Annotated in this window: 22 protein-coding genes; 14 read left to right on the top strand and 8 right to left on the bottom strand. The window is 65.2% G+C overall.

Annotation, left to right across the window (positions count from 1 at the left end):
• Positions 1-76: 76 nt before the first annotated feature.
• Entirely contained in the window at positions 77-976 is a 900-nt protein-coding gene (gene rpoH, locus BMI86_RS08365) for an RNA polymerase sigma factor RpoH (RefSeq protein ID WP_078520844.1), read from the top strand.
• Positions 977-1,065: 89 nt separating this feature from the next.
• Here rpoH and BMI86_RS08360 read toward each other — a convergent pair whose 3' ends face one another.
• Positions 1,066-1,299 (bottom strand): hypothetical protein, encoded by a 234-nt coding sequence (locus tag BMI86_RS08360; RefSeq protein ID WP_078540668.1) that lies wholly within the window; start codon positions 1,297-1,299, stop codon positions 1,066-1,068.
• A 118-nt stretch (positions 1,300-1,417) separates the two neighbouring features.
• Between BMI86_RS08360 and BMI86_RS08355 the strand changes: the two genes are divergently transcribed.
• Both BMI86_RS08355 and BMI86_RS08350 read left to right on the top strand, forming a co-directional pair.
• Complete coding sequence (locus tag BMI86_RS08355) at positions 1,418-2,395, top strand: Gfo/Idh/MocA family oxidoreductase (RefSeq protein ID WP_078540666.1); 978 nt, start codon at positions 1,418-1,420, stop codon at positions 2,393-2,395.
• 48 nt (positions 2,396-2,443) lie between these two features.
• A complete protein-coding gene (locus BMI86_RS08350; RefSeq protein ID WP_078540664.1) occupies positions 2,444-3,352 on the top strand; it encodes a formate/nitrite transporter family protein in 909 nt (302 codons plus the stop codon).
• A gap of 21 nt (positions 3,353-3,373) precedes the next feature.
• Here the strand turns inward: BMI86_RS08350 and BMI86_RS08345 are convergent, their stop codons facing one another.
• Positions 3,374-4,174, bottom strand: coding sequence for an SseB family protein (locus BMI86_RS08345; RefSeq protein WP_078540658.1), 801 nt, complete (start codon positions 4,172-4,174; stop codon positions 3,374-3,376).
• The gene (locus tag BMI86_RS08340) at positions 4,171-4,752 is read right to left on the bottom strand and encodes a uracil-DNA glycosylase family protein (protein ID WP_078540656.1); all 582 of its coding nucleotides are present in this window, start codon (positions 4,750-4,752) and stop codon (positions 4,171-4,173) included. Before BMI86_RS08340 ends, BMI86_RS08345 begins: the two co-directional genes overlap by 4 nt.
• A gap of 155 nt (positions 4,753-4,907) precedes the next feature.
• Between BMI86_RS08340 and BMI86_RS08335 the strand changes: the two genes are divergently transcribed.
• Genes BMI86_RS08335 through kdsA form a run of 3 tightly spaced genes read left to right on the top strand, consistent with a single transcriptional unit; the run spans position 4,908 to position 8,230 of the window.
• Positions 4,908-5,561, top strand: a complete 654-nt coding sequence (locus BMI86_RS08335; protein WP_078540654.1) for an ATP-binding cassette domain-containing protein — start codon at positions 4,908-4,910, stop codon at positions 5,559-5,561.
• Positions 5,545-7,359 carry a capsule biosynthesis protein gene (locus tag BMI86_RS08330; protein ID WP_078540652.1) on the top strand — a complete coding sequence of 605 codons (1,815 nt, stop codon included), beginning with the start codon at positions 5,545-5,547 and terminating at the stop codon, positions 7,357-7,359. The genes BMI86_RS08335 and BMI86_RS08330 overlap by 17 nt, the downstream gene beginning before the upstream one ends.
• Before the next feature lie 37 nt (positions 7,360-7,396).
• Positions 7,397-8,230, top strand: coding sequence for a 3-deoxy-8-phosphooctulonate synthase (kdsA, locus tag BMI86_RS08325; RefSeq protein ID WP_078540650.1), 834 nt, complete (start codon positions 7,397-7,399; stop codon positions 8,228-8,230).
• 61 nt (positions 8,231-8,291) lie between these two features.
• Here the strand turns inward: kdsA and BMI86_RS08320 are convergent, their stop codons facing one another.
• Positions 8,292-9,137, bottom strand: coding sequence for a fumarylacetoacetate hydrolase family protein (locus tag BMI86_RS08320; protein ID WP_078540649.1), 846 nt, complete (start codon positions 9,135-9,137; stop codon positions 8,292-8,294).
• Between the two features lie 60 nt (positions 9,138-9,197).
• On the bottom strand, positions 9,198-9,527 hold the full coding sequence (locus BMI86_RS08315; protein ID WP_078540648.1) for a DUF202 domain-containing protein: 330 nt from the start codon (positions 9,525-9,527) through the stop codon (positions 9,198-9,200).
• 631 nt (positions 9,528-10,158) lie between these two features.
• Here BMI86_RS08315 and BMI86_RS08310 point away from each other — a divergent pair.
• From BMI86_RS08310 to modC, 7 genes are all read left to right on the top strand, one after another.
• The gene (locus BMI86_RS08310) at positions 10,159-11,733 is read left to right on the top strand and encodes a cbb3-type cytochrome c oxidase subunit I (protein WP_246831670.1); all 1,575 of its coding nucleotides are present in this window, start codon (positions 10,159-10,161) and stop codon (positions 11,731-11,733) included.
• The gene (locus tag BMI86_RS08305) at positions 11,730-12,383 is read left to right on the top strand and encodes a cbb3-type cytochrome c oxidase subunit II (RefSeq protein WP_078540647.1); all 654 of its coding nucleotides are present in this window, start codon (positions 11,730-11,732) and stop codon (positions 12,381-12,383) included. Before BMI86_RS08310 ends, BMI86_RS08305 begins: the two co-directional genes overlap by 4 nt.
• Positions 12,384-12,399: 16 nt before the next feature.
• Positions 12,400-13,680, top strand: coding sequence for a c-type cytochrome (locus tag BMI86_RS08300; RefSeq protein ID WP_168173818.1), 1,281 nt, complete (start codon positions 12,400-12,402; stop codon positions 13,678-13,680).
• The gene (locus BMI86_RS08295; protein ID WP_078540644.1) at positions 13,677-14,777 is read left to right on the top strand and encodes a c-type cytochrome; all 1,101 of its coding nucleotides are present in this window, start codon (positions 13,677-13,679) and stop codon (positions 14,775-14,777) included. Before BMI86_RS08300 ends, BMI86_RS08295 begins: the two co-directional genes overlap by 4 nt.
• 140 nt (positions 14,778-14,917) lie before the next feature.
• Positions 14,918-15,667, top strand: coding sequence for a molybdate ABC transporter substrate-binding protein (modA, locus tag BMI86_RS08290; RefSeq protein ID WP_078540642.1), 750 nt, complete (start codon positions 14,918-14,920; stop codon positions 15,665-15,667).
• Positions 15,664-16,359, top strand: a complete 696-nt coding sequence (gene modB, locus BMI86_RS08285) for a molybdate ABC transporter permease subunit (protein WP_078540641.1) — start codon at positions 15,664-15,666, stop codon at positions 16,357-16,359. The genes modA and modB overlap by 4 nt, the downstream gene beginning before the upstream one ends.
• Positions 16,359-17,435 (top strand): molybdenum ABC transporter ATP-binding protein, encoded by a 1,077-nt coding sequence (gene modC, locus BMI86_RS08280; protein WP_143594759.1) that lies wholly within the window; start codon positions 16,359-16,361, stop codon positions 17,433-17,435. The genes modB and modC overlap by 1 nt, the downstream gene beginning before the upstream one ends.
• Positions 17,436-17,441: 6 nt before the next feature.
• Here the strand turns inward: modC and putA are convergent, their stop codons facing one another.
• The gene (putA, locus tag BMI86_RS08275; protein WP_078540639.1) at positions 17,442-20,861 is read right to left on the bottom strand and encodes a bifunctional proline dehydrogenase/L-glutamate gamma-semialdehyde dehydrogenase PutA; all 3,420 of its coding nucleotides are present in this window, start codon (positions 20,859-20,861) and stop codon (positions 17,442-17,444) included.
• Between the two features lie 114 nt (positions 20,862-20,975).
• Here putA and BMI86_RS08270 point away from each other — a divergent pair, with 114 nt between their 5' ends.
• Entirely contained in the window at positions 20,976-21,443 is a 468-nt protein-coding gene (locus BMI86_RS08270) for an Lrp/AsnC family transcriptional regulator (RefSeq protein ID WP_075774978.1), read from the top strand.
• Positions 21,444-21,706: 263 nt separating this feature from the next.
• On the opposite strand, the gene BMI86_RS08265 is transcribed toward BMI86_RS08270, so the two are convergent.
• Together BMI86_RS08265 and BMI86_RS08260 are read right to left on the bottom strand one after the other, a co-directional pair.
• A complete protein-coding gene (locus tag BMI86_RS08265; protein WP_078540638.1) occupies positions 21,707-23,227 on the bottom strand; it encodes a bifunctional UDP-sugar hydrolase/5'-nucleotidase in 1,521 nt (506 codons plus the stop codon).
• A gap of 206 nt (positions 23,228-23,433) precedes the next feature.
• Positions 23,434-24,858: a GTPase gene (locus tag BMI86_RS08260; protein ID WP_078540637.1), complete on the bottom strand. Its 1,425-nt coding sequence runs from the start codon at positions 24,856-24,858 to the stop codon at positions 23,434-23,436.
• Positions 24,859-24,870 lie beyond the last annotated feature (12 nt).

The raw sequence follows: 24,870 nt of genomic DNA, 5'->3' as shown, positions 1-24,870 counted from the left end.
ACTGCCCTGCGTTTCTTGAAAGAACGGGGAGATATCCCCATATTGAGCAGCCGCCAAAAGGGAGACATGGGAGACGATGACGAGCTATACAAACCTTCCGGCCCCGAGTCCTGAGCAGGGGCTGAACCGCTATCTTCAGGAAATCCGGAAGTTCCCGCTTCTGGAGCCGGAACAAGAATACATGCTGGCCAAGCGTTGGGCCGATCATCAGGATACCGAGGCCGCGCACCAGATGGTGACCTCGCACCTGCGTCTCGCCGCGAAGATCGCGATGGGCTATCGCGGCTATGGCCTGCCGCAGGCCGAGGTGATCTCGGAGGCCAATGTCGGTCTGATGCAGGCCGTGAAGCGCTTCGATCCCGAAAAGGGGTTCCGCCTCGCGACCTACGCGATGTGGTGGATCCGCGCCGCGATTCAGGAATACATCCTGCGCTCGTGGAGCCTCGTGAAACTGGGCACCACCTCGGCGCAGAAGAAGCTGTTCTTCAACCTGCGCAAGGCGAAGTCCAAGATCGGCGCCTATGAAGACGGCGATATGCGCCCCGAGAACGTCAAGCAGATCGCGACCGATCTGAACGTGACCGAGGAAGAAGTGATCTCGATGAACCGGCGCATGTCGGGCTCGGACGCTTCGCTGAACGCGCAGATCGGCGCCGGTGACGAAGGCGGGGCGGCGCAATGGCAGGATTGGCTCGAAGACGAGGATGCCGATCAGGCCGAGGCCTATGCCGAGACCGAAGAGATGGAAGCCCGCCGCGAGATGCTGATGGACGCGATGGATGTCCTCAACGATCGCGAGAAGGACATCCTGATGCAGCGCCGCCTGCGCGACGACCCGGTCACGCTGGAGGAGCTTTCGGGCGTCTATGACGTCTCGCGCGAGCGTATCCGCCAGATCGAGGTCCGCGCCTTCGAGAAGCTGCAAAAGCGCATGACCGAATTGGCACGCGAAAAAGGTATGAACGTGCCCGACTGACGCGCGACTGGTAACGAGTGTCGAAGTATCTCGCCGTTCCCATCTGGGGGCGGCGATTTTCTTTGTGCCTCTTTGCGCAGCGCCGAAAGCTATCGACGCGCCCGCATCATGTGCCGCAATTGGTACAGGAAAACGACGAAGGCCATGCTGGTGAGCGCCAGCCAGACCGCGCCGGATTGCGCATGATAGACAACGCCCTCCTCCGGATCGAAGCAGCGCCCCGTTTCGTTGAAGCAGCCCCGCCAGCGGAAATATTGCGCGTAATAGGCATAGCCGAAGGCAAGCGTCAGCCCGAGGCTGAGAAGCATCGTAATCACGCGCATCTCCGGCGCCCCCTTCCGTTTCGACCCAGCCTAGCGATGCGCGACACCCGGTCAACGCGCCCCCGTTGCACCCGGCCCTGATTGCGCTACCATCGCGGCGAGAAAGGGAGGCTATCACATGACCGTTTTGAACTGGGGCATTCTGGGAGCTGCGAAATTCGCGCGCGAACATATGGGCCGGGCGATCCACGCGGCTGAGGGCGCGCGGCTGGCGGCGCTCGCGACGTCGAGCCCCGAAAAAGCCGATCCGTTCAAGGCCTTCGCGCCCGATCTTAAGGTTCATGACAGCTATGACGCGCTGCTCGCAGACCCCGAGATCGACGTGGTCTATATCCCGCTGCCCAACACGCTTCATGTCGAATGGACGAAGAAGGCTTTGGCGGCAGGCAAGCATGTGCTGACGGAAAAGCCGATCGCGATGAAGGCCGAAGAGATCGACGGGCTGATAGACGCGCGCGACGCCTCCGGTGAATTCGCGACCGAAGCCTATATGATCGTGCATCACCCGCAATGGCAGCAGGTGCGCGACTGGCTCGATGCGGGCGCGATCGGCGAGCTGCGTCACGCCGATGTGGCCTTCACCTTCAACAACCCCGACCCCACCAATATCCGCAACAAGCCGGAGATGGGCGGCGGCTCGATCCCCGATATCGGCGTCTATGCCTATTCCTGCGTGCGTTTCGCAGCCCGGGCCGAGCCGGGCGAACTGCGCGCCGTCATCCATCGCGAGAACGATGTCGACACCTTCGCGCAGGTCACCGGCGAGATGATCTCCGACAAAGGCCGCTTCACCTATGGCGCGATGACCTCGACCCGGCTGCACCCGCGTCAGGAAGCGGTGTTCCAAGGTTCCGAAGGCGTGATCCGCGTCACCTGCCCGTTCAACGCGAATGTCTTCGATCAGGCCGAAGTCACCCTGATCCGCAAAGGCAAACCGGACGAGGTGATCCGCTATCCGGGCGTCAATCAATACGTGATCCAGGTGGAGGCCTTCGTGCGCCATGTCACCGAGGGCGCCCCTTATATGTGGACGCTTGAGGACGCCCGCGGCACGCAGGCGATGATCGACAAGGTGTTCGCCAGCGAACAGGGATGATGCGGTCGCGGCTCGGGAACAAAGAACGCCTGGCGGTGTTCTGGATTTATGAAATCACATGGTTCCCAGAGTAACGATCAAAACCAGCCCGACGACGAGGGCGCGAAAGCCTCGAATGCCGTGCGCGAAAGACACGAAAAGCGCTCGGTGATGCAGGCGTCGCGCCTCTCGGCGCGGCTGATCTATGCCGTGATCCGCCATGACGGCGACGAAGAGCTGAACCGCCCGCTGATCTCGCTCGTGTGGTCGGGTCTCGCGGCGGGCATCCTCATCAGCCTCTCGGTCATCGCGCAGGCGAGCCTGCATGCCCGTCTGCCCGATGAGGACTGGCGGATACTGGTCGAGTCGCTTGGCTATTCGGCCGGGTTCATGGTGGTGATCTTCGGGCGGATGCAGCTGTTTACCGAGAACACGATCACGACCGTGCTGCCCGTGGTGGCGGACCGCTCGCTGACCTGCCTGCTGAAGATGCTGCGGCTCTGGGCGATTGTGCTGGCCTCCAACGTGCTGGGTTGCGCAATCGCCTCGGGCTTCCTGAGCATCCCGCATGTTATCCCGGACGAGATGACCGACAGCCTGCTCGCGGTGGCGCGTCACGCGACCGATGGGGATATGGGGCAGAACTTCTACCGCGCGATGCCTGCGGGCATCATCATCGCGGCCGTTGTATGGATCATGCCCGCCGCGCAGGGCAGTTCCTTCCTCGTGATCCTCGCGATGACATGGCTGCTCGCCGCCTCCGGTTCGGCCCACGTCATCGCGGGCTCGGTCGAGGCGGGGCTGCTGGTCTGGGCAGGCCAGATGAGCCTTGCCGAGGCGTTCAGCCGGTTCTTCCTGCCGGTGCTCGCGGGCAATGTCGCGGGCGGCACGGCGGTCTTCACGCTGCTCACATGGGGTCAGGTGAAGAACGAGGTGACGGGCGAACAGGACGAGGCAGAAACCTCGTCCGACCGATAAGCGAGCGCCGCCGGGCGCGCCTCAGCGCAGCTTCGGGGGCTTGTTCGGGTCCATGCCGGGGGCCGAACCGGGAACGATCTCCTGCACCTCTTCCTCTTCCGGCTCGGGCACATGCAGCACGAGGCCTTTGTCCAGCAGAAGCTGCGCGGCCTTCTCCTCGGGCTCGAGGAAGGTCACGTCCAGCTCGCCCGCATCCAGCCCCGAGAAAGTCAGCGCCTCGCCCATCGCCTTGGCGATCCCGGCGCGGAAATGCTCATGCGCGCCGATCACCGCGAGCACATGGCCCCGGTGGCCGTCCTCGTAGGTCACGCCGCCCAGCACGGCGGCCTGCGCGATGCCTGCCAGCTGATGCAGCTTCGCCTCAAAGGCGGGCAGCAGCAGCGCGATCACCGCAGGCGACAGCCCCGGAGCGGTGAATTCCACCGGACGGCCCTGCGCTTCCGACGGCGTATGCGCGAGCGTCTCGGTCAGCCAGTCGAGCGCCTCGGGCGGCAGAAGCATCGCCGAGTCCGCCACCGCAAGATTGACGCCCAGCCCGATATTCTCGCCCACCAGATGCTGCGCGATCACCCGGCCCGGCAGCGCGGCATAGGGCTGCGGGCCATCGGCGAACTCTCCCAGACGATCCTCGGTGTCGAAGACGAGGACGAAGTCGCCCTCTTCGGTGGAGAACACCTGCGGCTTGATGTTTTCGTCCTCGGGTTCTTCCTCGAGAAGCAGGAAAAGCTCGGCATCGGCGAGACGGTCGAACACGGCGAGGCGCTTGGCCTCATTGTCGGGTTCGGCTTCCATCGCGGCATGGGCGCGGTCATAGGGGGTCATGTCAGCTCCTTCACCCGCGCGCGCAGGACCGGCAGCAGGTCGGCCTCGAACCACGGCTTTTTCTTCAGCCATCCCGTATTGCGCCAGGACGGATGAGGCAAGGGGAAGAGGCGCGGCGCGTGGTCTCGCCACGCCATCACGGTCTGGGTCACGTTGCGACTGCCCAGATGCCAGCGCTGCGCGGCACCGCCCACCAGAAGGGTCAGATCGACCGGGCCGATCTCGGCCATGACGCGCTCGCGCCATGTCTCGGCGCAGATCAAAGGCGGCGGCAGGTCCGAGCCCTTCGCGTCATAGCCCGGAAAACAGAACGCCATCGGCGCGATCGCGATGCGGGACGTGTCGTAGAAGGTCTCGCGGTCCACGCCCATCCAGTCGCGTAGACGGTCCCCCGAGCGGTCGTTGAAAGGCACGCCCGTCTCATGCACCCGCAGCCCCGGCGCCTGCCCCACGATCAGCACCCGCGCACCCGCCCCGAACCACGCGACAGGACGCGGAGAATGCCCCGTGGCCGTCGCCCGGAACCGCGCCGCGCAGATGCGACAGGCCCGGATCTCCTCTTGCACGGGTCGGGTCATAGTTTCCTCTCTGGTGTCAATGTGTTCCTCGTTGCATAACCCTCCTCCAAGTGAACATAATCCTGCCCGAATCCAAGGTTAGGTGGGTTCTCAGCCTGCGCCCCCCGTGATTTAGTGGCGAGGCGCGTATAATTGGAGACCCGGACCGAGAGCTTATGATCGTATTCGAGAACGTCTCCAAATCCTTCTGGACCGGTAAGCAGCGCAAGGTGATCCTCGAACGCGCCAGCTTCCGTGTGGAATTGGGCCATAGCCTCGGCATTCTCGCGCCCAACGGCACCGGAAAGACCACGATCATCAACATGATGGCGGGGCTCGAAAAGCCCGACGAAGGCGACATTCGCCGCACCAGCCGCGTCTCGTTCCCGCTGGGCTTCATGGGCGGCGTCGTCTCGAAACACTCGGCGCGCGAAAACGCCCGGTTCATCGCGCGGCTCTACGGGCTCGACCCGGACTATGTCGAAGCCTTCTCGCGCTGGCTGACCGGCATCGCGGAATATTTCGACCAGCCCGTGGGCACCTACAGCTCGGGGATGCGCGCGCGGTTCACGTTTTCCCTGCTTCTGGCGTTGGAATTCGACATTTACCTGATCGACGAGGGGATGCCCTCGACCACCGATGTGGAATTCAACCGCAAGGCAGGCTCGATCCTGCGCGACCGGCTGCGCGATTCCACCGTGGTCGTGGTCTCGCACCAGCCCGCCACGATCGAGAAATTCTGCAATCGCGCCGCGGTGCTGCGCGACGGGCAACTTTATCAGTTCGACACTCTGGAAGAAGCGAAGCGGTTGTATGACTACCAGTCCTAAGGCCCCGAAATTCCGTATCCGCCGCGATGGTCCGGTGATCACGGGGAGCGATGGCTCGCTGCAACTGGGGGCCATGCCGCTGCAATCGGGCACGGGCTACGCCGCCTCCGAGGCGGCCACGCCGCGCGCTTCCAATGCCTCCGCCGCCTCCGCTGCGCAAAGCGCGCCCTCCGCGGAGGCACCGCAGCCGCAACGACAGCGCAAGCCGCACCCGCAGCGCCAGCCGGACGATCCCTCCAACCTGTTCGAGCCGCAGGATGACGGGTTCGGCGATCAGAAATTCCCGACCGCAGGCCAGACCGACTCCGAGGTGATCGACGCGGGCCAGCGCACCCCCGAGGAAGAAATCGACGCAATCCGCGCCGAGGGGCTGACCGGACGCCAGTTGCGGCTCGCGCGTCGCATGGCCCAGAAGCACGGCGTTCAGGCAAGTTCCGATTTCGAGGCCGTGCTGCTCCTGCGCCGCCGCGGGATCGACCCGTTCGACCGCTCGAATATCGTGGCGCTGGTGAAACCCGGCGAGGCGGAAGCGACCTCGCGGGCGCTGGCGCGCACCGACGGGCCGGGCGCCGATACCCGCGTGAACCTGCCGCAGACGATCAAGCAGGGTCAGGTCCCCTCCACCGAGGTAATGAACGCGGACCGCCGCGCCGCCGAGATTCTGCGCATCCAGCGCGACATCGCCAAACGCCGCCGCCGCAAGCTGATGCTGCTGGGCGCGCGGCTGGGCTTCTTCGTGGTGCTGCCGACGCTGATGGCCGCCTATTACTACTTCGCGATGGCCACGCCGATGTATGCGACGAAATCCGCCTTCGTGATCCAGAAAGCCGAAGGGATGGGCAATTCCGGGCTGGGCTCGCTGTTCTCGGGCACGCAGCTCGCCACCAATCAGGACTCGGTCACGGTGCAGTCCTATCTGCAATCGCGCGATGCGATGAAGCGGCTCGACCGCGATCAAGGGTTCAAGAAGATCTTCGAGGATCAGAGCATCGACCCGCTGCAGCGGCTGCCGGAAAACGCGACCGACGAGCAGGCCTACCGGCTCTATTCCAAGATGGTGCAGATCGGCTACGACCCCTCCGAGGGCATCGTGAAGATGGAAGTGGTCGCCCCCGATCCGGCGAAATCGCAGAAATTCTCCGAGTCGCTGATCTCCTATGCCGAACAGCAGGTGGACCAGCTGACCTCGCGGCTGCGCGACGACCAGATGAAGGGCGCGCGCGAAAGCTATGAGGATGCCGAGGCCAAGGTCTTCGCGGCACAATCCAAGGTGCAGCAGCTGCAGGAAAAGGTCGGCGTGCTCGATCCCGTTAGCGAAAATTCGATGGTGATGGGTCAGGTCGCCAATCTCGAAAACCAGTTGCAGCAGAAGCGTCTCGAACTGGGGCAGCTGCTCGACAATCCGCGGCCCAATCAGGCGCGGGTTGCGGGCGTGCAAGGCGACATCAAGCGCATTCAGGCGCTTCTCGACACCACGCGCGGCCAGCTGACGACCGCGCGGCAATCCACGGGGGGCGAGTCGCTCGCCGCCGTCACCGGCCAGCTGCAGATCGCTCAGGGCGAGTTGCAGACCCGGCAGATGCTGCTGTCGGCGGCCGCCCAGCAGATGGAAACCGCGCGGATCGAGGCCAACAAGCAGGTGCGCTATCTGGAGATGGGCGTGCGCCCCGTCGCCCCGGACGAGCCTACCTATCCGCGCGCTTTCGAGAACACGCTGTTGGCTTTCCTGATCTTCTCGGGCATCTATCTGATGCTGTCGCTCACAGCTTCGGTCCTGCGCGAGCAGGTCTCGAGCTGACCCCTGAGCGGCCCGTCACGAGGCTGCGGAGAGAGATATGAAAGACGTGAAAATCGGCGGGCTGACCGTCTCGAACGACCGCCCGCTGACGGTGATCGCGGGGCCCTGCCAGCTGGAAAGCCGCGACCATGCGATGATGATCGCGAAGGACATGGCCCGCGCCTGCGATCAGGCGGGCGCGCAATTCATCTTCAAGGCGAGCTACGACAAGGCCAACCGCACCAGCCTCAAGGGCAAGCGCGGCCTCGGAATCGACGCGGGTCTGAAGATCCTCGAAGAGGTGCGCGCAGAGATCGGTTGCCCGGTGCTGACCGACATCCATGACGCCGAGCAGGCCCGGATCGCCGGCGCCGTCGTCGACGTGATCCAGATCCCGGCCTTCCTGTGCCGCCAGACCGACCTGCTGCTGGCGGCGGGCGAGACCGGCTGCGTCGTGAACATCAAGAAGGGCCAGTTCCTCGCGCCGTGGGATATGCCGAACGTGGCCGACAAGGTCGCCTCGACGGGCAACGAGAAGATCCTGCTGACCGAGCGCGGCACGTCGTTTGGCTACAACACGCTGGTCGCCGATATGCGCGGCCTGCCCGAGATGGCCAAGACCGGCTACCCGGTGATCATGGATGCGACCCATTCGGTGCAGCAGCCCGGCGGCCAGGGCGGCTCCTCGGGCGGTCAGCGCGAATTCGCACCGGTGATGGCGCGGGCCGCCGTCAGCCTCGGTATCGCGGGCGTGTTCATCGAGACGCATGAAGCGCCCGATACCGCGCCCTCGGACGGGCCCAACATGATCCCGCTGAACCAGATGCCGAAGCTCGTGCAGACTCTGATGGAGTTCGACCGGATCGCCAAGGACGACCCGATCCGGCTGTAAGCGCCCATGGAAAAGGGCGCGCGAGATCCGCGCGCCCTGCCCTTGTCTTCAATGACTGACCTCAGGCGTCGGCCACGACCTCGGCGCGCTGCTTGCCCAAGCCTTCGATCTCCAGCTCCACCACGTCGCCCGGACGCAGGAAGCGCGGCGTCTCCATCCCCATCGCGACGCCCGGAGGGGTGCCGGTCGAGATCACGTCGCCCGGATGCAGCGTCATGAACTGGCTGAGGTAGCTCACCAATTTCTTCACCCCGAAGACCATCGTCTCGGTCGAGCCGTTCTGCATCACCTCGCCATTCACGCTCAGCTTCATCGCCAGCTTCTGCGGATCGGCCACGGAGTCGCGCGTCACGAGATACGGGCCGAGCGGGCCGAAGCTGTCGCAGCTCTTGCCCTTGGTCCACTGGCCCGCGCGATCCTTCTGATAGCTGCGCTCGGAGACGTCATTGGCGAGCACGAACCCCGCGACGTAATCCATCGCGTCCTCTTCCGAGACATATTTCGCGGGCTTGCCGATCACGATGCCCAGCTCGACCTCCCAGTCGGTCTGCTCGGAGCCGCGCGGCAGCACGATCGGGTCGTTCGGGCCCTGGATCGCGGAGGTGGCCTTCATGAAGATCAGCGGCTCGGGCGGCACCTGCGCACCGGATTCCGCGGCGTGATCGGCATAGTTCAGCCCGATGCAGATCATCTTGCCGATCCCGGCCACCGGCGCGCCCAGACGCGTGCCTTCCGGCACGACAGGCAGCTCCGACGCATCGAGCGAGCCGATTGCGGCCAGACCGTCATCGGAAAGCACCGCGCCCCCGATATCGGCCACCTGCCCCGACAGGTCGCGGATCACGCCCTGATCGTCGATCAACCCCGGTTTCTCGGCCCCGATCAGCCCATGACGCAGAAGTTTCATGTGATGTCCTCCTTCATTTTGGCGGCATCAAGCCCGTGCCGCGGCGAAGATGCAAGGGCGTCAGCGGACATGCAGGATGAAAATCCCGAGCAGGACCATGAGCGCGATCACCAGCGCGAAGAGCAGCAGATCGGGCCAGTTGGTGCCTTTTTCGTCCGGCGCTTCCTCGGCGTCGATCAGCGCGCGCAGCATCCGCATCCGCACGAAGGCGAGGATCACCACCACCCCGCCGCTCAGCACCATCGCGAGATCGGACCAGCCAGGAATATCCGCCCGGGTCAGCTTCGCGGCCGTCAGCCCGACGCCGACGATCGCGATGGCCGTGCGCAGCCAGGCCAGAAAGGTCCGCTCGTTCGCGGCGTGGTCCTTGAAATTCTCCTTCGTGGCCACTGTCGTCCTGCCTTTCCATCGCCCCCGTCGCGGCGCGCCGTGGGCGGGTCCGAGAGGCCGCCCTTGTCGCCGTTCCTGCACCAGAATCGCGCCGAGGCCCCGCCCGGTTCCCGGGCCCCGCAAATCGGCACGCCGCCCTTCCCCTTGGAACTTCGGCCCACGCTTCAACCCGTCTCACGGCAAACGTGAGGCACGGATCACGCATTCGTTGCCCCGATCAGGACCGCGGGAGCACATTGCGAGCGCCCCAGCGACGGCTTTCCGCGTTAAAAATATGACGCACCCGGACGCGTGCGCTTTCCGCGCAGGAAAGCATGCCGCAGGGTCCGTTCAACCAAATTCATCATCGCGTGAGGTGAGGTGGTCGCGCCCCCGTGACTGCACCATCCTTAGCGTTCGCGAACATACGGCCCCGTGCCACATGGTCGTGATCGTCCCTGAGCGGGGGTCGGAGCGCCCGACATCTGCACACATCTGAATGTTTGGGAACTGGTCACGCTGCCGTGCATTGTTCGTGAAAGAGACATGAAAACAAACCGACCAACCGGGCTAAAGGGAGAATGGAACAGTGACGAGCATCCACGCGTCGCACCGGCTCGGCCCGGGTCAAGTCTGACACCGGAGCCAGCCTATGCAAATCACCGAAACGCTCGGCCTGCTGCTCGCGCTCAGCTTCGTCATCTCGCTTCTGGCGTTGACGATCCTGATCTGGGCGATCGCGAACAAGCAGGTCCACACGCCAGACGCCGATGACGCGCGGACCATTTTCGAGCCCGGCGAGGGCGCGGATATCGACTACCCCGACAAGCCCCACCATTTCGACACCGCCCGCAGCGGCATCGACGCAAACTCTTCCAGCGTCGTGATGTGGCTCATCGCGGCGGCGGTGTTCTGGCTGATCTACGGCTCGCTGCACGGGCTGGCCGCCTCGCTCGAACTCCACCTGCCCGACCTGATGTCGGGGACCGCGCAGATGACCTTCGGGCGGATGCGCACCGTTCACCTGAACTCGGTCGCCTATGGCTGGGCGAGCCAGGGCGGGCTTGCGGCGGTCTGCTGGATCATCCCGCGCATCTTCCGCACCAACCTGCGCATGACGGGCCTTCTGAAGATCGGGATCGTGCTGTGGAACATCGGTCTGGCGGCCGGCGTTCTGGCCATCGCGAACGGCTGGACCGACGGCCTCGAATGGCTCGAGATCCCGTGGCAGATCGACATCATCCTCGCCGCCGGCGCGGCGTGCTTCGTGGCCCCGCTGATCGCGACCGCGAAGAACCGCAACGTCCATCACATCTATGTCTCGGGCTGGTACTTCCTCGCGGGCGTGCTGTGGTTCCCGGTGCTGTTCATCGTCGCCAACATCCCCGGCGTCCATCACGGCGTCGAGCAGGCCACGATGAACTGGTGGTATGCCCACAACGTTCTGGGCCTGTGGCTGACGCCGCTGGGCGTGGGCACGGCCTATTACTTCATCCCGAAAATCATCGGTAAACCGGTCTATTCCTACGCGCTGTCGCTGGTGGGCTTCTGGGCGCTGGCGCTGTTCTACAGCCAGGTCGGCATCCACCACCTGATCGGCGGCCCCGTCCCCACCTGGCTGGTGACGCTTTCGGTCGTGCATTCGGTGATGATGTTCGTTCCCGTCATCGCGGTGGCGATCAACCAGCACGTCACGGTGGCGAGCAACCTCTGGGCGCTCAAGGAGTCGATGCCGCTGCGCTTCATCTCCTTCGGGGCGGTGATGTATACGCTGGCCTCGTTCCAGGGCTCGATCGAGGCGCTGCGCTCGGTCAACACGATCACCCACTTCACCCATTACACGGTGGCGCACGCGCATCTGGGCGCCTATGCCTTCGTGTCGCTGGTGCTGATGGGCGCGATCTACCAGATCGTGCCGCGCGCAACGGGCAAATACTGGCCCTTCCCGCGCATGATCGCATGGCATTTCTGGCTGAACGTGATCGGCTTTGCCGTCTACTTCTTCTCGCTGACCATCGGCGGCATCCTGCAGGGCCTCGCCCAGCTCGATGCGACCAAGCCTTTCGCCGACAGCGTGATCCTGCTCAAGCCCTATCTCGAAGGCCGTTCGCTCGGCGGCGGGCTGATGACGCTGGGCCACGTGCTGCTGGCGATCAACCTCATCGCGATCGGCTTCGCCAAGAAGACCCGTGAGACCGAAACCGAAAACATGGTGGCTGCAGAATGAACCGCTATCTTCCTCTCGCAATCACGGCGCTGGCGATCCTTGCGCTCGCGACCCTGTTCCTGGTGATCGCGCCGGGCATGCAGATCAGCGCGCAAGGCCCGTCGCAGGGGCTCAAACCCTACACCGAGGCCGAGGCGCGCGGACGTGCCGTCTATGTCTCGATGGGCTGCCTCTACTGCCACTCGCAGCAGCCGCGCTCGCTGGCGCAGGCCCCCGATGCCGAACGTGGCTGGGGCCGGGCCTCGGTCGCGGGCGACTATGCCTATGACGACCCCCACCAGCTGGGCACGATGCGCACCGGGCCGGACCTGATGGATATCGGCGACCGCCTGCCCTCGCAGGCCTGGCAGCTGACCCACCTCTACCAGCCCCGCGCCATCGCGAGCTGGTCGATCATGCCCGCCTACCCCTACCTCTTCGAGCATAAGGACAAGGCCGGGCCCGACGATGTGGTGGTCAAGCTGCCCGCGCAATATGCGCCGAAATCCGGTGTGATCGTGGCCAAGCAGGATGCGCTCGACCTCGTGACCTATCTGCAGGGCATGAAGCGCCAATACGCCCCGCCGAAGGACGGCCTGCGCGACAACGGCTACGCGCTGATCGCCGAAAAGCAACGCGACGCGACCGATGCCACCACGGCCTCGAACTGAGACCAGGGAGACAAGAATGACCGATAAGAAACCCGATCCCCGGCGTCCCGACGAAACCTTCGAACCGTTCGAGGAAACCCGCCGCATCCCGTGGCCCGTCTATTCGATCGCGATCGCCCTCGCGATCTGGGGGGTGATCATGCTGGTCCAGACCAGCACCGCCGTTCAGGTTGCCGACAAGACGCAAGAAGAGGTGGCCAAGGAGGATAGCACCAAACTCGCTCAGGCCGCCGCGCCCGACCTGGACGCGGGCAAGACGCTGTTCGCCGACAATTGCGCCACCTGCCACGGCGATGCGGGCGAAGGCGTGGCTGGCGCCTTCCCTCCGCTGCACGGCTCGGATGTCGTGAAGCTGGGCGGCGCGAAAGCCGTGACCCATATCGTGATGCGCGGCATCGGCGGCAAGCTCAACGTCAATGGCGACGGCTATGAGGGCCAGATGCCCGCCTTCGGCTCGGTTCTCAGCGACACCGAGATTTCCGAAATCGCGTCCTATGTCGCGACCGGGCTCAATGACGACGCCAAGTCGATCAGCGCCCCCGAGGTTGCCGATATCCGCAAGGTCGCAGGCGACAAGGACCCGTTCGATGGCGGGGCCGGTCTTGCGGGGCTGATCAACGACCTGCCCGCGCAGCCGAACTCCGAAGCGGCCGATCAGGGCGCCGATTCCGAGCGCGTCGCCCAGCTTGTGGGTCAGGGCACCGACACCGTCTGGGCCTGCGCAAGCTGCCACGGCGACAAGGGTGAAGGCATCGAGACCGTGCCGCGTCTGGCGGGTCTTCCGGCGCCCTATCTGGCCAAACAGTTGCATGACTTCCAGAAAGGCACCCGGTTCAACGACTCGATGGCCTATGTCGCGAAGGGTCTCAGCGATCGCGAGATCGGCGAGCTGGCCAATTACTACGCGAGCATGAGCAGCCCCTCGGGCGCGAAACCCTCGCTGCAGGGCGATCTCAAACGCGGCGCGCAGCTCGCCAAACAAGGCGACTGGTCGATCGGCGTTCCGGCCTGCTTCACCTGTCACGGCCCCTCGGGCGTCGGCGTCGCGCCGAACTTCCCCGGGATCGCCGCGCAACAGCCCAGCTATGTCGCGCATCAGCTCGCCATGTGGGCGGGCGGCGCGCGCCATAACTCGCCGCTCGGCCTAATGGCGGGGATCGGCAAGGCCCTGAACGACTCGGATCGCCGCGCCGTGGCCGACTACCTCGCGTCGCTCGCCCCGATGCCGGCGATGGACAAAACCGAACTGGCCGCGATGGAGAGCAACATCCCGGTCCGTGAAGGAGTGGATCAATGAGTAACAAGCACCCGTCCGATATCCCGCCGCGCGGAGAGACCAAATCCTCCCGCGGGCAAACCGTGCTGCGGGCGATCCTCGCAGTGGGCGGCGGCCTCGTGCTGGTCGTGCTGGGCTCGCTCCTCGTCGATTTCGGCCTCGCCCCCAGCTGGCTGACCGGCGCCACCCGCGACCAGAGCGAAGCCGAGACCGCCGCGGCGCAGAGCGGCAGCGACGGCAAGCAGGCCGCGCTGTTCCATCCGCCTGCGGAAAGCACCATCCCCGATGACGATTTCGGCAAATCGGTGCGCCGCGGCATGGCGATCTTCAACGACACCGGCACCAACGCGCATGACTTCGTGGGCAACGACCTGTCCTGTTCGAACTGCCACCTCGACGCGGGCCGTCAGGCCTATTCCGCGCCGATGTGGGCCGCCTACCCGGTCTATCCGAAATATCGCGGCAAGAACAAAATGGTGAACACCATGGAGGACCGCATCAAGGGCTGCTTCACCTATTCGATGAACGCGCAAGGCTCGCCCTCGGGCGGCCCGCCGCCCTATGGCTCGGATGTCTATCGCGACCTGCAGGCCTATTTCTTCTGGATGTCCAAGGGCCTGCCCACGGGCGAGAAACCGGAAGGTGCAGGCTTCGGAAAGATCGACAAACCCGCGCAAGACCCCTCGCGCCAGCGCGGTGAAGAGGTCTTCGCTCAGAACTGCGCGGTCTGCCACGGCGCCGACGGTCAGGGCCAGAAGGACATCAACGGCAAGGTCGTCTTCCCGCCGCTCTGGGGGCCGCACAGCTTCAACTGGGGGGCGGGCATGCACAAGGTCGATGCCGCCGCTGCCTTCATCAAGCACAACATGCCGCTGTCGGAGCCGAATAAGCTCAGCGTGCAGGAAGCCTGGGACGTGGCCGCCTTCGTCGACAGCCATCCGCGCCCGAACGACCCGCGCCAGATCGGCGACGTAACGGTGAAGGACGCCTTCGACAAATGGCACCACAAGCATCAGGGCTACTACGGCAAGGAAGTCGATGGTGAGCTGATGGGTCCGGGCTACCCGTCCGGCGATCAGGCCTCCGTGCCCGCACAAAACGAAAACTCGGGCGGCTAAGCCTTTCCCTTAGACGACCCGAACGGGCCGGCGCAGCGATGCGCCGGCCCATTTTTTTGCGCCCCAATCGGTCCTCCGTGCGCTTGCCTTTGGCGGCCTGCGCTGCAATATGTATGGCGGAACATATCGAAGGAGGCCCCATGTCCCTGCCCCGCATCCTCGCCCTTGCGCTGATCCCGGCGAGCCTCGCGCTGCCCGCCCGCGCCGAGGACGTCACGATCTTTGCCGCCGCCTCGATGAAGACCGCGCTCGATCAGGTGGCGAAAGGCTGGGAAGAAAAGACCGGCGATGTGGCGCATATCTCCTACGCGGGCTCGGGCGCGCTGGCCCGTCAGATCGCCGCCGGGGCGCCTGCGGACATCTACATCTCCGCCAATCCCGGCTGGATGGAAACGGTCGCGAAGACGGGCCGCATCGAGACGCAAGAGGACCTGCTGGCGAACCACCTCGTGCTGATAGCCCATGACCCGAAGGCCGCGCCGGTGACGATCTCTCCCGATTTGGATTTCGATGAACTTTTGAATGGCGGCAAGCTTGCAATGTCGCTGGTGAACGCGGTGCCTGCGGGCCAATACGGCAAGGCGGCGCTGGAGCATTACGGGCTCTGGTCCAAGGTGGCGCCCGAAGTCGCGCAGGCTGATAACGTGCGCGCGACGCTTGCGATGGTGGCGCTAGGCGCAGCACCCTATGGCATCACCTACGCGACCGATGCCGTGGCCGAGCCGCGCGTGCATGTCGTGGCGACCTTCCCCGCGGACAGCCACCCGCCGATCCGCTACCCTGCGGCCCGCCTCACCGATACCGACGCGGCCAAAAGCTTCTACGCCGAGTTGAAATCGGATGAAGCCGCGAAAATCTTCCACGAGCAAGGCTTCGAGACGCTGAAATGAGCTGGCTGTCGCCCTCCGACTGGCAAGCGGTTGTCCTGTCGCTGAAAGTGGCAGGCTGGGCGACGGCTCTCTCGCTGCCGCCGGGCCTGTTCGTGGCCTATGCGCTGGCGCGCTGGCGCTTTCCCGGGCGCAGCCTCGTCAACGGGCTGGTGCATCTGCCGCTGATCCTGCCGCCCGTCGTCACCGGCTACCTGCTGCTGATCGGCTTCGCGCCGAACGGGGTGATCGGGGCGGCGCTGGCGAAGATCGGGATCACGGTCGCCTTCTCGTGGCGCGGGGCGGCGCTGGCCGCCGGGATCATGGCCTTCCCGCTGATGGTGCGCGCGATCCGGCTCGCGATCGAGGCGGTGGACCCAAAGCTGGAACAGGCGGCCTCCACCCTCGGGGCCTCGCGCATCGCCAGTTTCGCAACGATCACCCTGCCCCTGATCCTGCCCGGCATCCTTGCCGGTAGCATCACCGCCTTCGCCAAGGCGATGGGCGAATTCGGCGCGACGATCACCTTCGTGTCGAACATCCCCGGCCAGACCCAGACCCTACCGCTCGCGATCTATTCGCAATTGCAGGTGCCGGGCGGCGAGGCGGAGGCCGCGCGGCTGGTGGTGATCTCGGTCACGCTCGCGCTTGGCGCGCTACTGGTCTCGGAATGGCTGGCACGGTGGATCGCGGCGCGCATCGCGGGGCAGAACTGATGCTGGAAATCTCGCTCAGCCATCGCCTGCCCGCGCTAGATCTCGACGTCGATTTCACCGCGCCCGAGGGCGTGACCGCGCTGTTTGGCCCGTCCGGCGCGGGCAAGACGACGGTGGTGAACGCGGTCGCGGGGCTGCTGCGGCCCAACCGGGGGCGGATCGTGGTGAATGGCGAGGTACTGCTCGACACCGAGGCCGGGATCTGCCTGCCGCCCCACAAGCGCCGCATCGGCTATGTCTTTCAGGACGCGCGGCTGTTCCCGCATCTGAGCGTGAAATCGAACCTTCTCTACGGACAGCGCTTTAATTCATCCAAGACCGCGCCGGAGTTCGACCGCATCATCGAGATACTCGGCCTCGGCGCGCTGCTCGACCGTCGTCCCGCCGCGCTCTCTGGCGGCGAGAAGAGCCGTGTCGCCTTGGGACGCGCGATCCTGTCGAACCCGCGCATGCTTCTGATGGACGAGCCACTGGCCGCACTGGACGCCGCACGGAAGGCGGAAATTCTTCCATATATCGAGCGGTTACGGGACGAAGTTAAACTGCCCATCCTCTATGTCAGCCACGCCCCCGCCGAGGTCGCACGGCTTGCGACTTCGATCGCGCTAATCGAGACCGGACGCCTCCGCGGCTTCGGCCCGGCGCGCGAAATCCTGTCTGACCCGACACTGGCCCCCGCCCTTGGGCAGCGCGAAGCCGGCGCGGTGATCTCGGGCCGGGTTCAGGCGCAGGAGGACGATGGGCTGACCCGGATCGAGACCGCGAGCGGGCCGGTGCTGCTGCCCTATCCGGCAGGCCAGCCCGGCCAATCGCTGCGGCTGCGCATCCATGCGGGCGACGTGACGCTGGCGGTTGGACGGCCCGAGGGCCTCTCCGCGCTCAACATCCTGCCCGTCACGGTCGCGGAATTGCGCCCCGCCGACCCGCCCAGCGTCTACGCCCGCCTGAAGATGGGCGACGAGCATCTGCTGGCCCGGCTCACCACCCGCTCGGTCGAAGCCTTGGGCCTGACCGAGGGGATGGCGTGCCACGCGATCATCAAGGCGATGTCGGTGGCCTCCGAGGATGTGGGCTAGCGGGGTTTACCCGGCTAGCAGCGCCGCGTTGCCGCCCGCCGCCGTGGTGTCGACGCAGAGATGCCGCTCGTGGAGGACATCGGCCTTCTGCACCGCGCCTGTGGTCAGCGTCAGGATCGGGCCTTCGCGTTTCGCAAGCGCTTTCACAAGGGCGCGCGTGTCGTGGCCCCACCAGATGGCGCCCGCGATATCCTCAAGCGTTTCAAGGACTTCCGGGGCAATCTTGCCATCGGCCCCGACGGCCACGCCGCCCAGCTTCTCGACCGCCTTGATCTGCGCGACCTGCGCAGCCTCGCCCGGCCCGAGGCACAGGATCGGCCCGCGCGGATAGCGACGCAGCGTGTTCGCCTCGCCCGTCGGTCCCGGCAGTTCGAGCGCTTCGAGCGGCTCGCTCGCCTCGGCCTTCGCTGCCGCTTTCGCCAGCTTCTTGCGCAGCGCATCGAGATCGGCCTTGTGACCCCATTCGCCATTCTTCGACGACGCCTCGGGCGCCATCGCGAAGCGCGTGAGATACAGCGGACCGCCCGCTTTGGGCCCCGTGCCCGACAGCCCCTCACCGCCGAAGGGCTGCGAGCCCACGACCGCACCGATCTGGTTGCGGTTGACGTAGAGGTTGCCGACATGCAGGGCGTCCGAGACCTCCTGCACGCGGTTGTCGATCCGGCTGTGCAGACCCGCCGTCAGCCCGTAGCCAGTGGCGTTGATCGCGGCGAACACCTTCTCGATATCCTCGGCGCGATAGGTCGCGATATGCAGAACCGGGCCGAAGACCTCACGCTCCAGCGCCTCGATGCCGGAGACTTTCACCAGCGTCGGAGCGATGAAATGCCCGTTGGACGGCGCGTCGAGCTTGTGCAGCACGCGGCCCTCTTTCTCGGCATTCGCGATATAGGCGGCGATATCAGCCTGCGCCTCGCCGTCGATCACCGGGCCGACATCGGTCGACAGATACCACGGATCGCCCAGCGACAGCTCGTCCATCGCGCCCTTGATCATCGAGATCAGACCCTCGGCCACGTCTTCCTGCACATAGAGGCAGCGCAGCGCCGAGCAGCGTTGCCCCGCCGACTGGAAGGCCGAGGCGATGATGTCGCGCGTCGCCTGTTCGGGCAGCGCGGTGGAGTCCACGATCATCGCGTTCAGACCACCGGTTTCCGCGATCAGCGGCGCGGTCGGATCGAGATTGTCGGCCATCGACCGGCGGATCATCTTCGCCGTCTCGGTCGAGCCGGTGAAGGCGATGCCCGCAATCTTCGGGTTGGACGACAGGGCCGCGCCCACCGTCTCACCCTGACCGGGCAGCAGTTGCAGCACGTCGCGCGGCACACCCGCCTCATGCATCAGGCGCACAGCGATGGCGGCAACGAGCGGCGTCTGCTCGGCCGGTTTCGCGATCACGCCATTGCCGGCCGCGAGCGCCGCCGAAATCTGCCCAGTGAAGATCGCCAGCGGGAAGTTCCACGGGCTGATCGCCGCGAAGATCCCGCGTGCGGTCGGGTCGCTCTCTTCGGCCTGCGCGGAGTAGTAGTGCAGGAAGTCGACCGCCTCGCGCAGTTCGCCCACGGAGTCGAGCTGGCTCTTGCCAGCCTCTTTCGCGAGCACCGCGAAGAAGGGTCCGAAGTTTTCCTCGTAAAGCTCCGCCACGCGACGCAAAACGGCGGCGCGCTCGGAAACAGGCGCAGTCCAAGGACGCGCGGCGTCGATGGCGGCTGCGACACAGGCCTCGTCGGCCTCGGTGACGCGGGCCACTTCTTCGCCGGTCGAGGGGTTGATGACGGCCACGGCCTCGCCGGTCGCCTCGCCCGCCACAAGGGGTCCCGCATCCGGGATCGCGACATTGCGGGCCGCGTCGATGCGCGCCAGCGTGCCCTCGTCGGTCAGATCGAAGCCCATGGAATTCTCGCGGGACTCGGCGAACACTTCCGAGGGGAGCTTGAGCATCGCCGAACGCTCGGCATTCGCAAGCTGCACGAACGGGTCTTCCGCGATGGTCTCGGGGGCCACGTCCTCATCGACGATCTGGTGCACGAAGGAGGAGTTCGCACCGTTCTCCAGCAGGCGACGCACCAGATAGGCCAGCAGATCGCGATGCGCGCCGACGGGGGCGTAGATGCGGCAGCGGGTGCCTTCCTCGCGGTGGACGATCTCGTGCAGACGCTCGCCCATGCCATGCAGGCGCTGGAACTCGTAGGGACGGCCGTCGGCCATCTCGAGGATCGCCGCAACCGAATGGGCGTTATGGGTCGCAAATTGCGGATAGATGCGGTCGGTGTAGCTGAACAGCTTGCGCGCATTGGCAAGGTAGCTGACATCGGTCGCAGCCTTCGTGGTGAACAGCGGGAAGTCCGGCAGGCCTTCGACCTGCGCGAGCTTCATCTCGGTGTCCCAATAGGCGCCCTTCACCAGACGCACCATGATCTTGCGGTCGAGTTTTTCGGCCAGCGCACCCAGCCAGTCGATCACGAGGCTCGCGCGTTTGCCGTAAGCCTGCACGACGACGCCGAACCCGTCCCAGCCGGCAAGCTCGGGGTCCGACAGAACCTCCTTGATGATCTTGAGCGAGATCACCAAACGGTCCTGCTCCTCGGCGTCGATGTTGAGGCCCATGTTCCCGGCCTTCGCGGCCTTCGCCAGATCCTTTAGCACCGGCACGATTTCGGCCATGGCGCGCTCTTCCTTGGCGACCTCGTAGCGCGGATGCAGCGCCGAAAGCTTCACCGAGATGCCGGGGTTTTCGGCCACGGGGCGGTCCTTGCAGACCTTCGCGATGGCGGCAATCGCGTCGGCGTAATCCTTCGCGTAGCGCTTGGCATCGCGCGCGGTGCGGGCGGCCTCGCCCAGCATGTCGTAGCTGTAGGTATAGCCGCGATCTTCGAGCTTCTTGGCTCGGCTCAGCGCGTCCTTGATCGTCTCGCCGAGAACGAACTGGCGGCCCATCTCCTTCATCGCGCGACTGACGGCGGCGCGGATCACCGGCTCACCCAGACGGCGCACGGCACCGCGCAACACGCCTGCCATGCCGGGCTTTTCGTCTTCGAGCACGCGCCCCGTCAGCATCAGTGCCCAGGTCGAGGCGTTGACCATCGAGGACGACGCCGTGCCCATATGCTTGCCCCAGTCCGACGGTGCGATCTTGTCTTCGATCAGCGCATCGATCGTCTCGGCATCGGGCACGCGCAGCATCGCCTCGGCCAGACACATCAGCGCCACGCCTTCCTGCGTCGACAGACCGTATTCCGCGAGGAAATGCTCCATCAGCGTCGGTTTGGCTTCGGTCCGGATACGGCGCACGAGCTTTGCCGCGCGGGCAGAGATCTGCGTGCGATCACTCTCGCTCAGTTCGGCTTGGCCCTTCAGGCGCTCCAGAAGTGCGGCTTCATCGGCGAATTTCGCCTGCGTTGTGAACTGATCGAACGTGTCGCCCATGCGATCCTCCCTTAAATCTGATTGTCCGATATTATGCGATTTCCCCTAGGCGATTGGCTCAAAGATTTGCTAAGCGATGGTCTCTAAGACTTATTTTTGGAGACTCTGCAGCCCATGAGTGAAGAGATCGATGCGATCGACAGGCGAATCCTAAACGAGCTTATCGCCGATGCACGCCTCCCCGTGGCTGAGATAGCGCGCAGGGTCGGCTTGTCGAAGACGCCGGTGGCCGCGCGCATCCGCCAGATGGAGGAAACCGGGCTCATCAAGGGCTACCGCGCGATGATCTCGCCGATCAAGCTGGGGCTGACCCATGTCACCTATATCGAGCTGAAATTGAGCGATACGCGAGAGACCGCACTGAAAGCGTTCAACGCCGCGGTGCGTGCGATCCCCGAGGTCGAAGAGTGCTACATGATCGCCGGCGGTTTCGATTATCTGGTGAAGATCCGCGCCCGCGACATGGCCGATTACCGGCGGATCATGTCGGAGGAGCTGTCCACCCTGCCCCATGTCCATTCCTCCTCGAGCTATGTCGCGATGGAGACCGTGGTCGAGGCCAGCGCGCCGCCGCTGGAGTGAGGTGAGCGCAGGGCCGCGCCCGATCGCCGGGCGGGCGTCCCTCGCCATGTGGTCTGCGCTTTATCGCGGCCAAATCCGGATGACCTCGATCCGCGCGCTTAGCCCCCAAGCGCCCGCCCGAGGGGGCGGCCGGGCGCTGCCCGGGCCGCTTCGCGGCTATTCCGGGCAAAGCCTCCACTTGGCACGGGGCAACCTGCCCCGGGCCGCGCAATAGAAAAAGGCGGCAGGTCTCCCCGCCGCCTCTCATTCCGATAAGGCCGAACTCACTCGCCCTGTTTCTTGATCCGCCCGTCGAGCTTGGGCGCGACCGTGCCCTTGTTCTCGACATAGGTCATCACGTCATTGGCCATCAGGTTACCATTGCCCGCGTTCACGATGACCTTGCCACCGCCAAGCGCGCCATACCCGTCGCCGCCGCCCAGCATGTAATCGTTGGTCGCGACCTTGTAGACCTTGTCGGTGTCGAGAGGCTGACCGCCCACCTCGACCGAGACCACGCGCGAGCCCGCAGGCGCGCTCGGATCATAGACCACGCTCATGCCCGAGACTTGCGGGAAGCGGCCTGCCCCCTTCTCGACTTGGCTGAAGCCGTTCTCCAGCGCGCTCAGGATCTGCGAGCCGGGGATCTCGGTCACCACCGTCTTGTTGCCGAAGGGCAGCTCGGTCAGCACGTCCTTGCGGGTGATCTTGTGGCCCGCGTCATAGGTCGTATCGCCCCGGATGCCGCCGCCATTGATCAGCGTGACATCGGCCTTCGTCGCATCGCGCAGCGCATCGGCGATCAGATCGCCCATCGTGCTCTCCTGCGAGCGCACGACATTGCGCCGCGAGTCCAGCTCGGTTTCCGACGTGCCGATCTGCTGGCCGAGATTGTCGTCGAGCTGCTTCTTGAAGCCATTGACCAGCTTCATCGATTCCGGGTCCGGCGTGACATTCGCGGTGTCGATCCAGCGGAAATTCGGGGTCCAGCTGATCTTGCGCTTGCCGTCCTTCTCGGAGATGTCGACGGTCAGATCGAGCGGCTGCAGGTAGCGCGCGTCGATCGAGGTCTCCACGTAAGCCGTGATCCCGTCATAGAACATCGCGTTGAGGTGGTCGTCGCCCGACATGATCACGTCGAAATCCTGGCTCGCGATCAGCTTACGGTCGTTCGACTGGTCGGTCTGCACGACGCCGATCACCAGATCCGCGCCGTCCTCACGCGCTTTCTTGGCGGCCGCGATTGCCGTGTCGACGGTGGGCTGGAATTTCAGATCGCCCGAATTGGCGACCTCGGGCGTGGTGTCCTGGGCCACCGGCACGAGCGCGACCTTGAGCCCTGCGATCTCCTTCATCATCACGCCGCCAAGCCCCTGAATGGGCGAGCCGTCGGCCTGGGTGATGTTGATCGCGGCCCAGGGGTATTTCGAGCCTTCCATCTTCTTCTCGAAATTCTCCGGCCCAAAATCGAACTCATGGTTGCCAGGCACCGCGATGTCGAAGGGCACGATATTGGTCAGATCGATCGTGTTCTGGCCTTCGTCGATCCCCGACAGAAGCGAGGGCGAGAGCATGTCGCCATCGAAGACATAGAGCGTGTTGGGATTGTCCGCGCGCTCCTTCTTGGCGACCGCGTTGAGCCGCGCGAAACCGCCACGCTCGCCATCGCCGTCGAAATTGTAAATATCGCCGACCCCGAGGATCGTGAGCTTCACCGTCTCGGCCTGAATAGGCCCTGCGGCCAGAAGCCCGGTCGAGGCGGCGCCCAGCATGAGGGCAGCCAGACGGCGCTTGAAATCGGACATTTCGGTCTCCCTGCGGAATAAACTTTTTTCATAGACCCCAAGCGGCCGCAGTTCCCGGCGCGCTGTGACGTGAAAGAAAGATTAGCCGCACTCTGCCACGGCGCAAACCGATAGTCAGATGACCTTGCGTTCTCGTGATAGGCAGCGCCTGTTTTCGCGTCACTTCGCGGGCGAAGGAAGATCGCGGAGGCGACCTGCCGCCCCGATCAGACCAAGGTGCCCGCCAAACGTGCGAACAGCGCATGCGCCGATGGCTCGTCGATCAGGTCGACGGTGAATTGCGCGAAGGTCAGGCCGGTCTCGGGCGCGCTTGCGAACATGATGCGCACATCGTCGCCGGCTTCCGTGATCGTGTCGAGCTGGCCGCCGAACACGGTGGTGTAGTTCCCGGCGAACCCGGCCATCAGGTTCTCCAGTGCCTTGGCGCAGGCCACGATCTCGTCCGACGACCCTTTGACGGGCCGCAAGATCCGGTCTCTGGGGCCGATCCGCCCGGCAAGCTGCAACCCTTCGGGCAGCTCGATACCGAGCCTGAGCCGCGTGGTGGCCAGCAGCAGCGGGCTGTCCTGCTTGGTTTCCATCTCGGCTTCGGTTTCGGGCATGACGGGCCCGGTGACATTCGGCCCCGGCTCACGAACGGGCTCACGCTCCGCGTCGCGGCCCGGCTTGGACGAACGCGTGACCCGCCTCGGCGACACCTCGGGTGTGCGGTCGACGGGATGCGGGTCAGGCCGAAACTCGGGTTCGGCCCCGGGCGGCGCGACGGGCGCGCCGGAATTTGCTGGCTCCGAACTTCGTTTACGCACGCTGCGCGAGCGGAACGGCAGCACCGCGCCCCCATGTTCGGAGAGCAGCGGAGAGGGCGCGTCATGGGTGCCGATCGCCAGATCCGCCTCGGTCTCGGGATCGAGCGTATCGAGCCCGGCCACCGCGCGCCCCGTCATCGCCCCGAGCGCCGCGATCAGCGCCGCACCGCCGCTGCGCTGGAAGGCTTCATCCGAGGTTTCGGCCTCGCGCAGGAGATCGCGCGACCCGTACAGGAAAGCGACCCGCGAGAAATAGGCCGCCGACTCGCGCTGCACCCGGGCTTTCAGCTTCGCCCGATCGGTGTCGTTGCGCAGCTTGTCGCCGCGCGAAATCGCAAGCAGACAGTCCGACGGGCGCGCCGGCCCGAGCCGCTCGATCATCGTCTTTTCGGTCAGCCGCCAGGCCTGCGAGGCGATCGTCACCCAGATCATCACGTCGCAGGTCGCGATCAGCCCGATTTGCTCTTCGTTCACGTCTTCGGGGCGGCTCAGCGGCACTTCGACGAATTCGAACCCTTGCAGATGCGGCTGCGCGGAATAGACGTAAATCTCGGAGGGCACGGCCCAGCCTTCTTCGACCTCCGCCGCGTCGATCTCACGCCCCGTCGCGTCGCGCATCACCACGCCCGGCGTCGCCCGGTAGCGCGCGACGACCGTCGGACGCTCGGTCCGGCCCAGATTGTCGCCGATGCTCCGCGCGCGCAAAATCGCGTTGAGCACGGTGGACTTGCCGGAATTGACCTCGCCGCAGATCGCCACCCGAAGGGGCGCGCGATGCGGATCGGGCGGCGCGTCCTCGCGGTTGAGCTCTTGCTTGAAAATCATTGCCCTTTCGCC

Source organism: Thioclava sp. DLFJ5-1 (genome assembly GCF_002020115.1).
GTDB classification, from domain to species: Bacteria; Pseudomonadota; Alphaproteobacteria; order Rhodobacterales; family Rhodobacteraceae; genus Thioclava; species Thioclava sediminum.
Note: the sequence above shows the minus strand (reverse complement) of the source record. Positions and strands in the feature narration are given on the sequence as shown.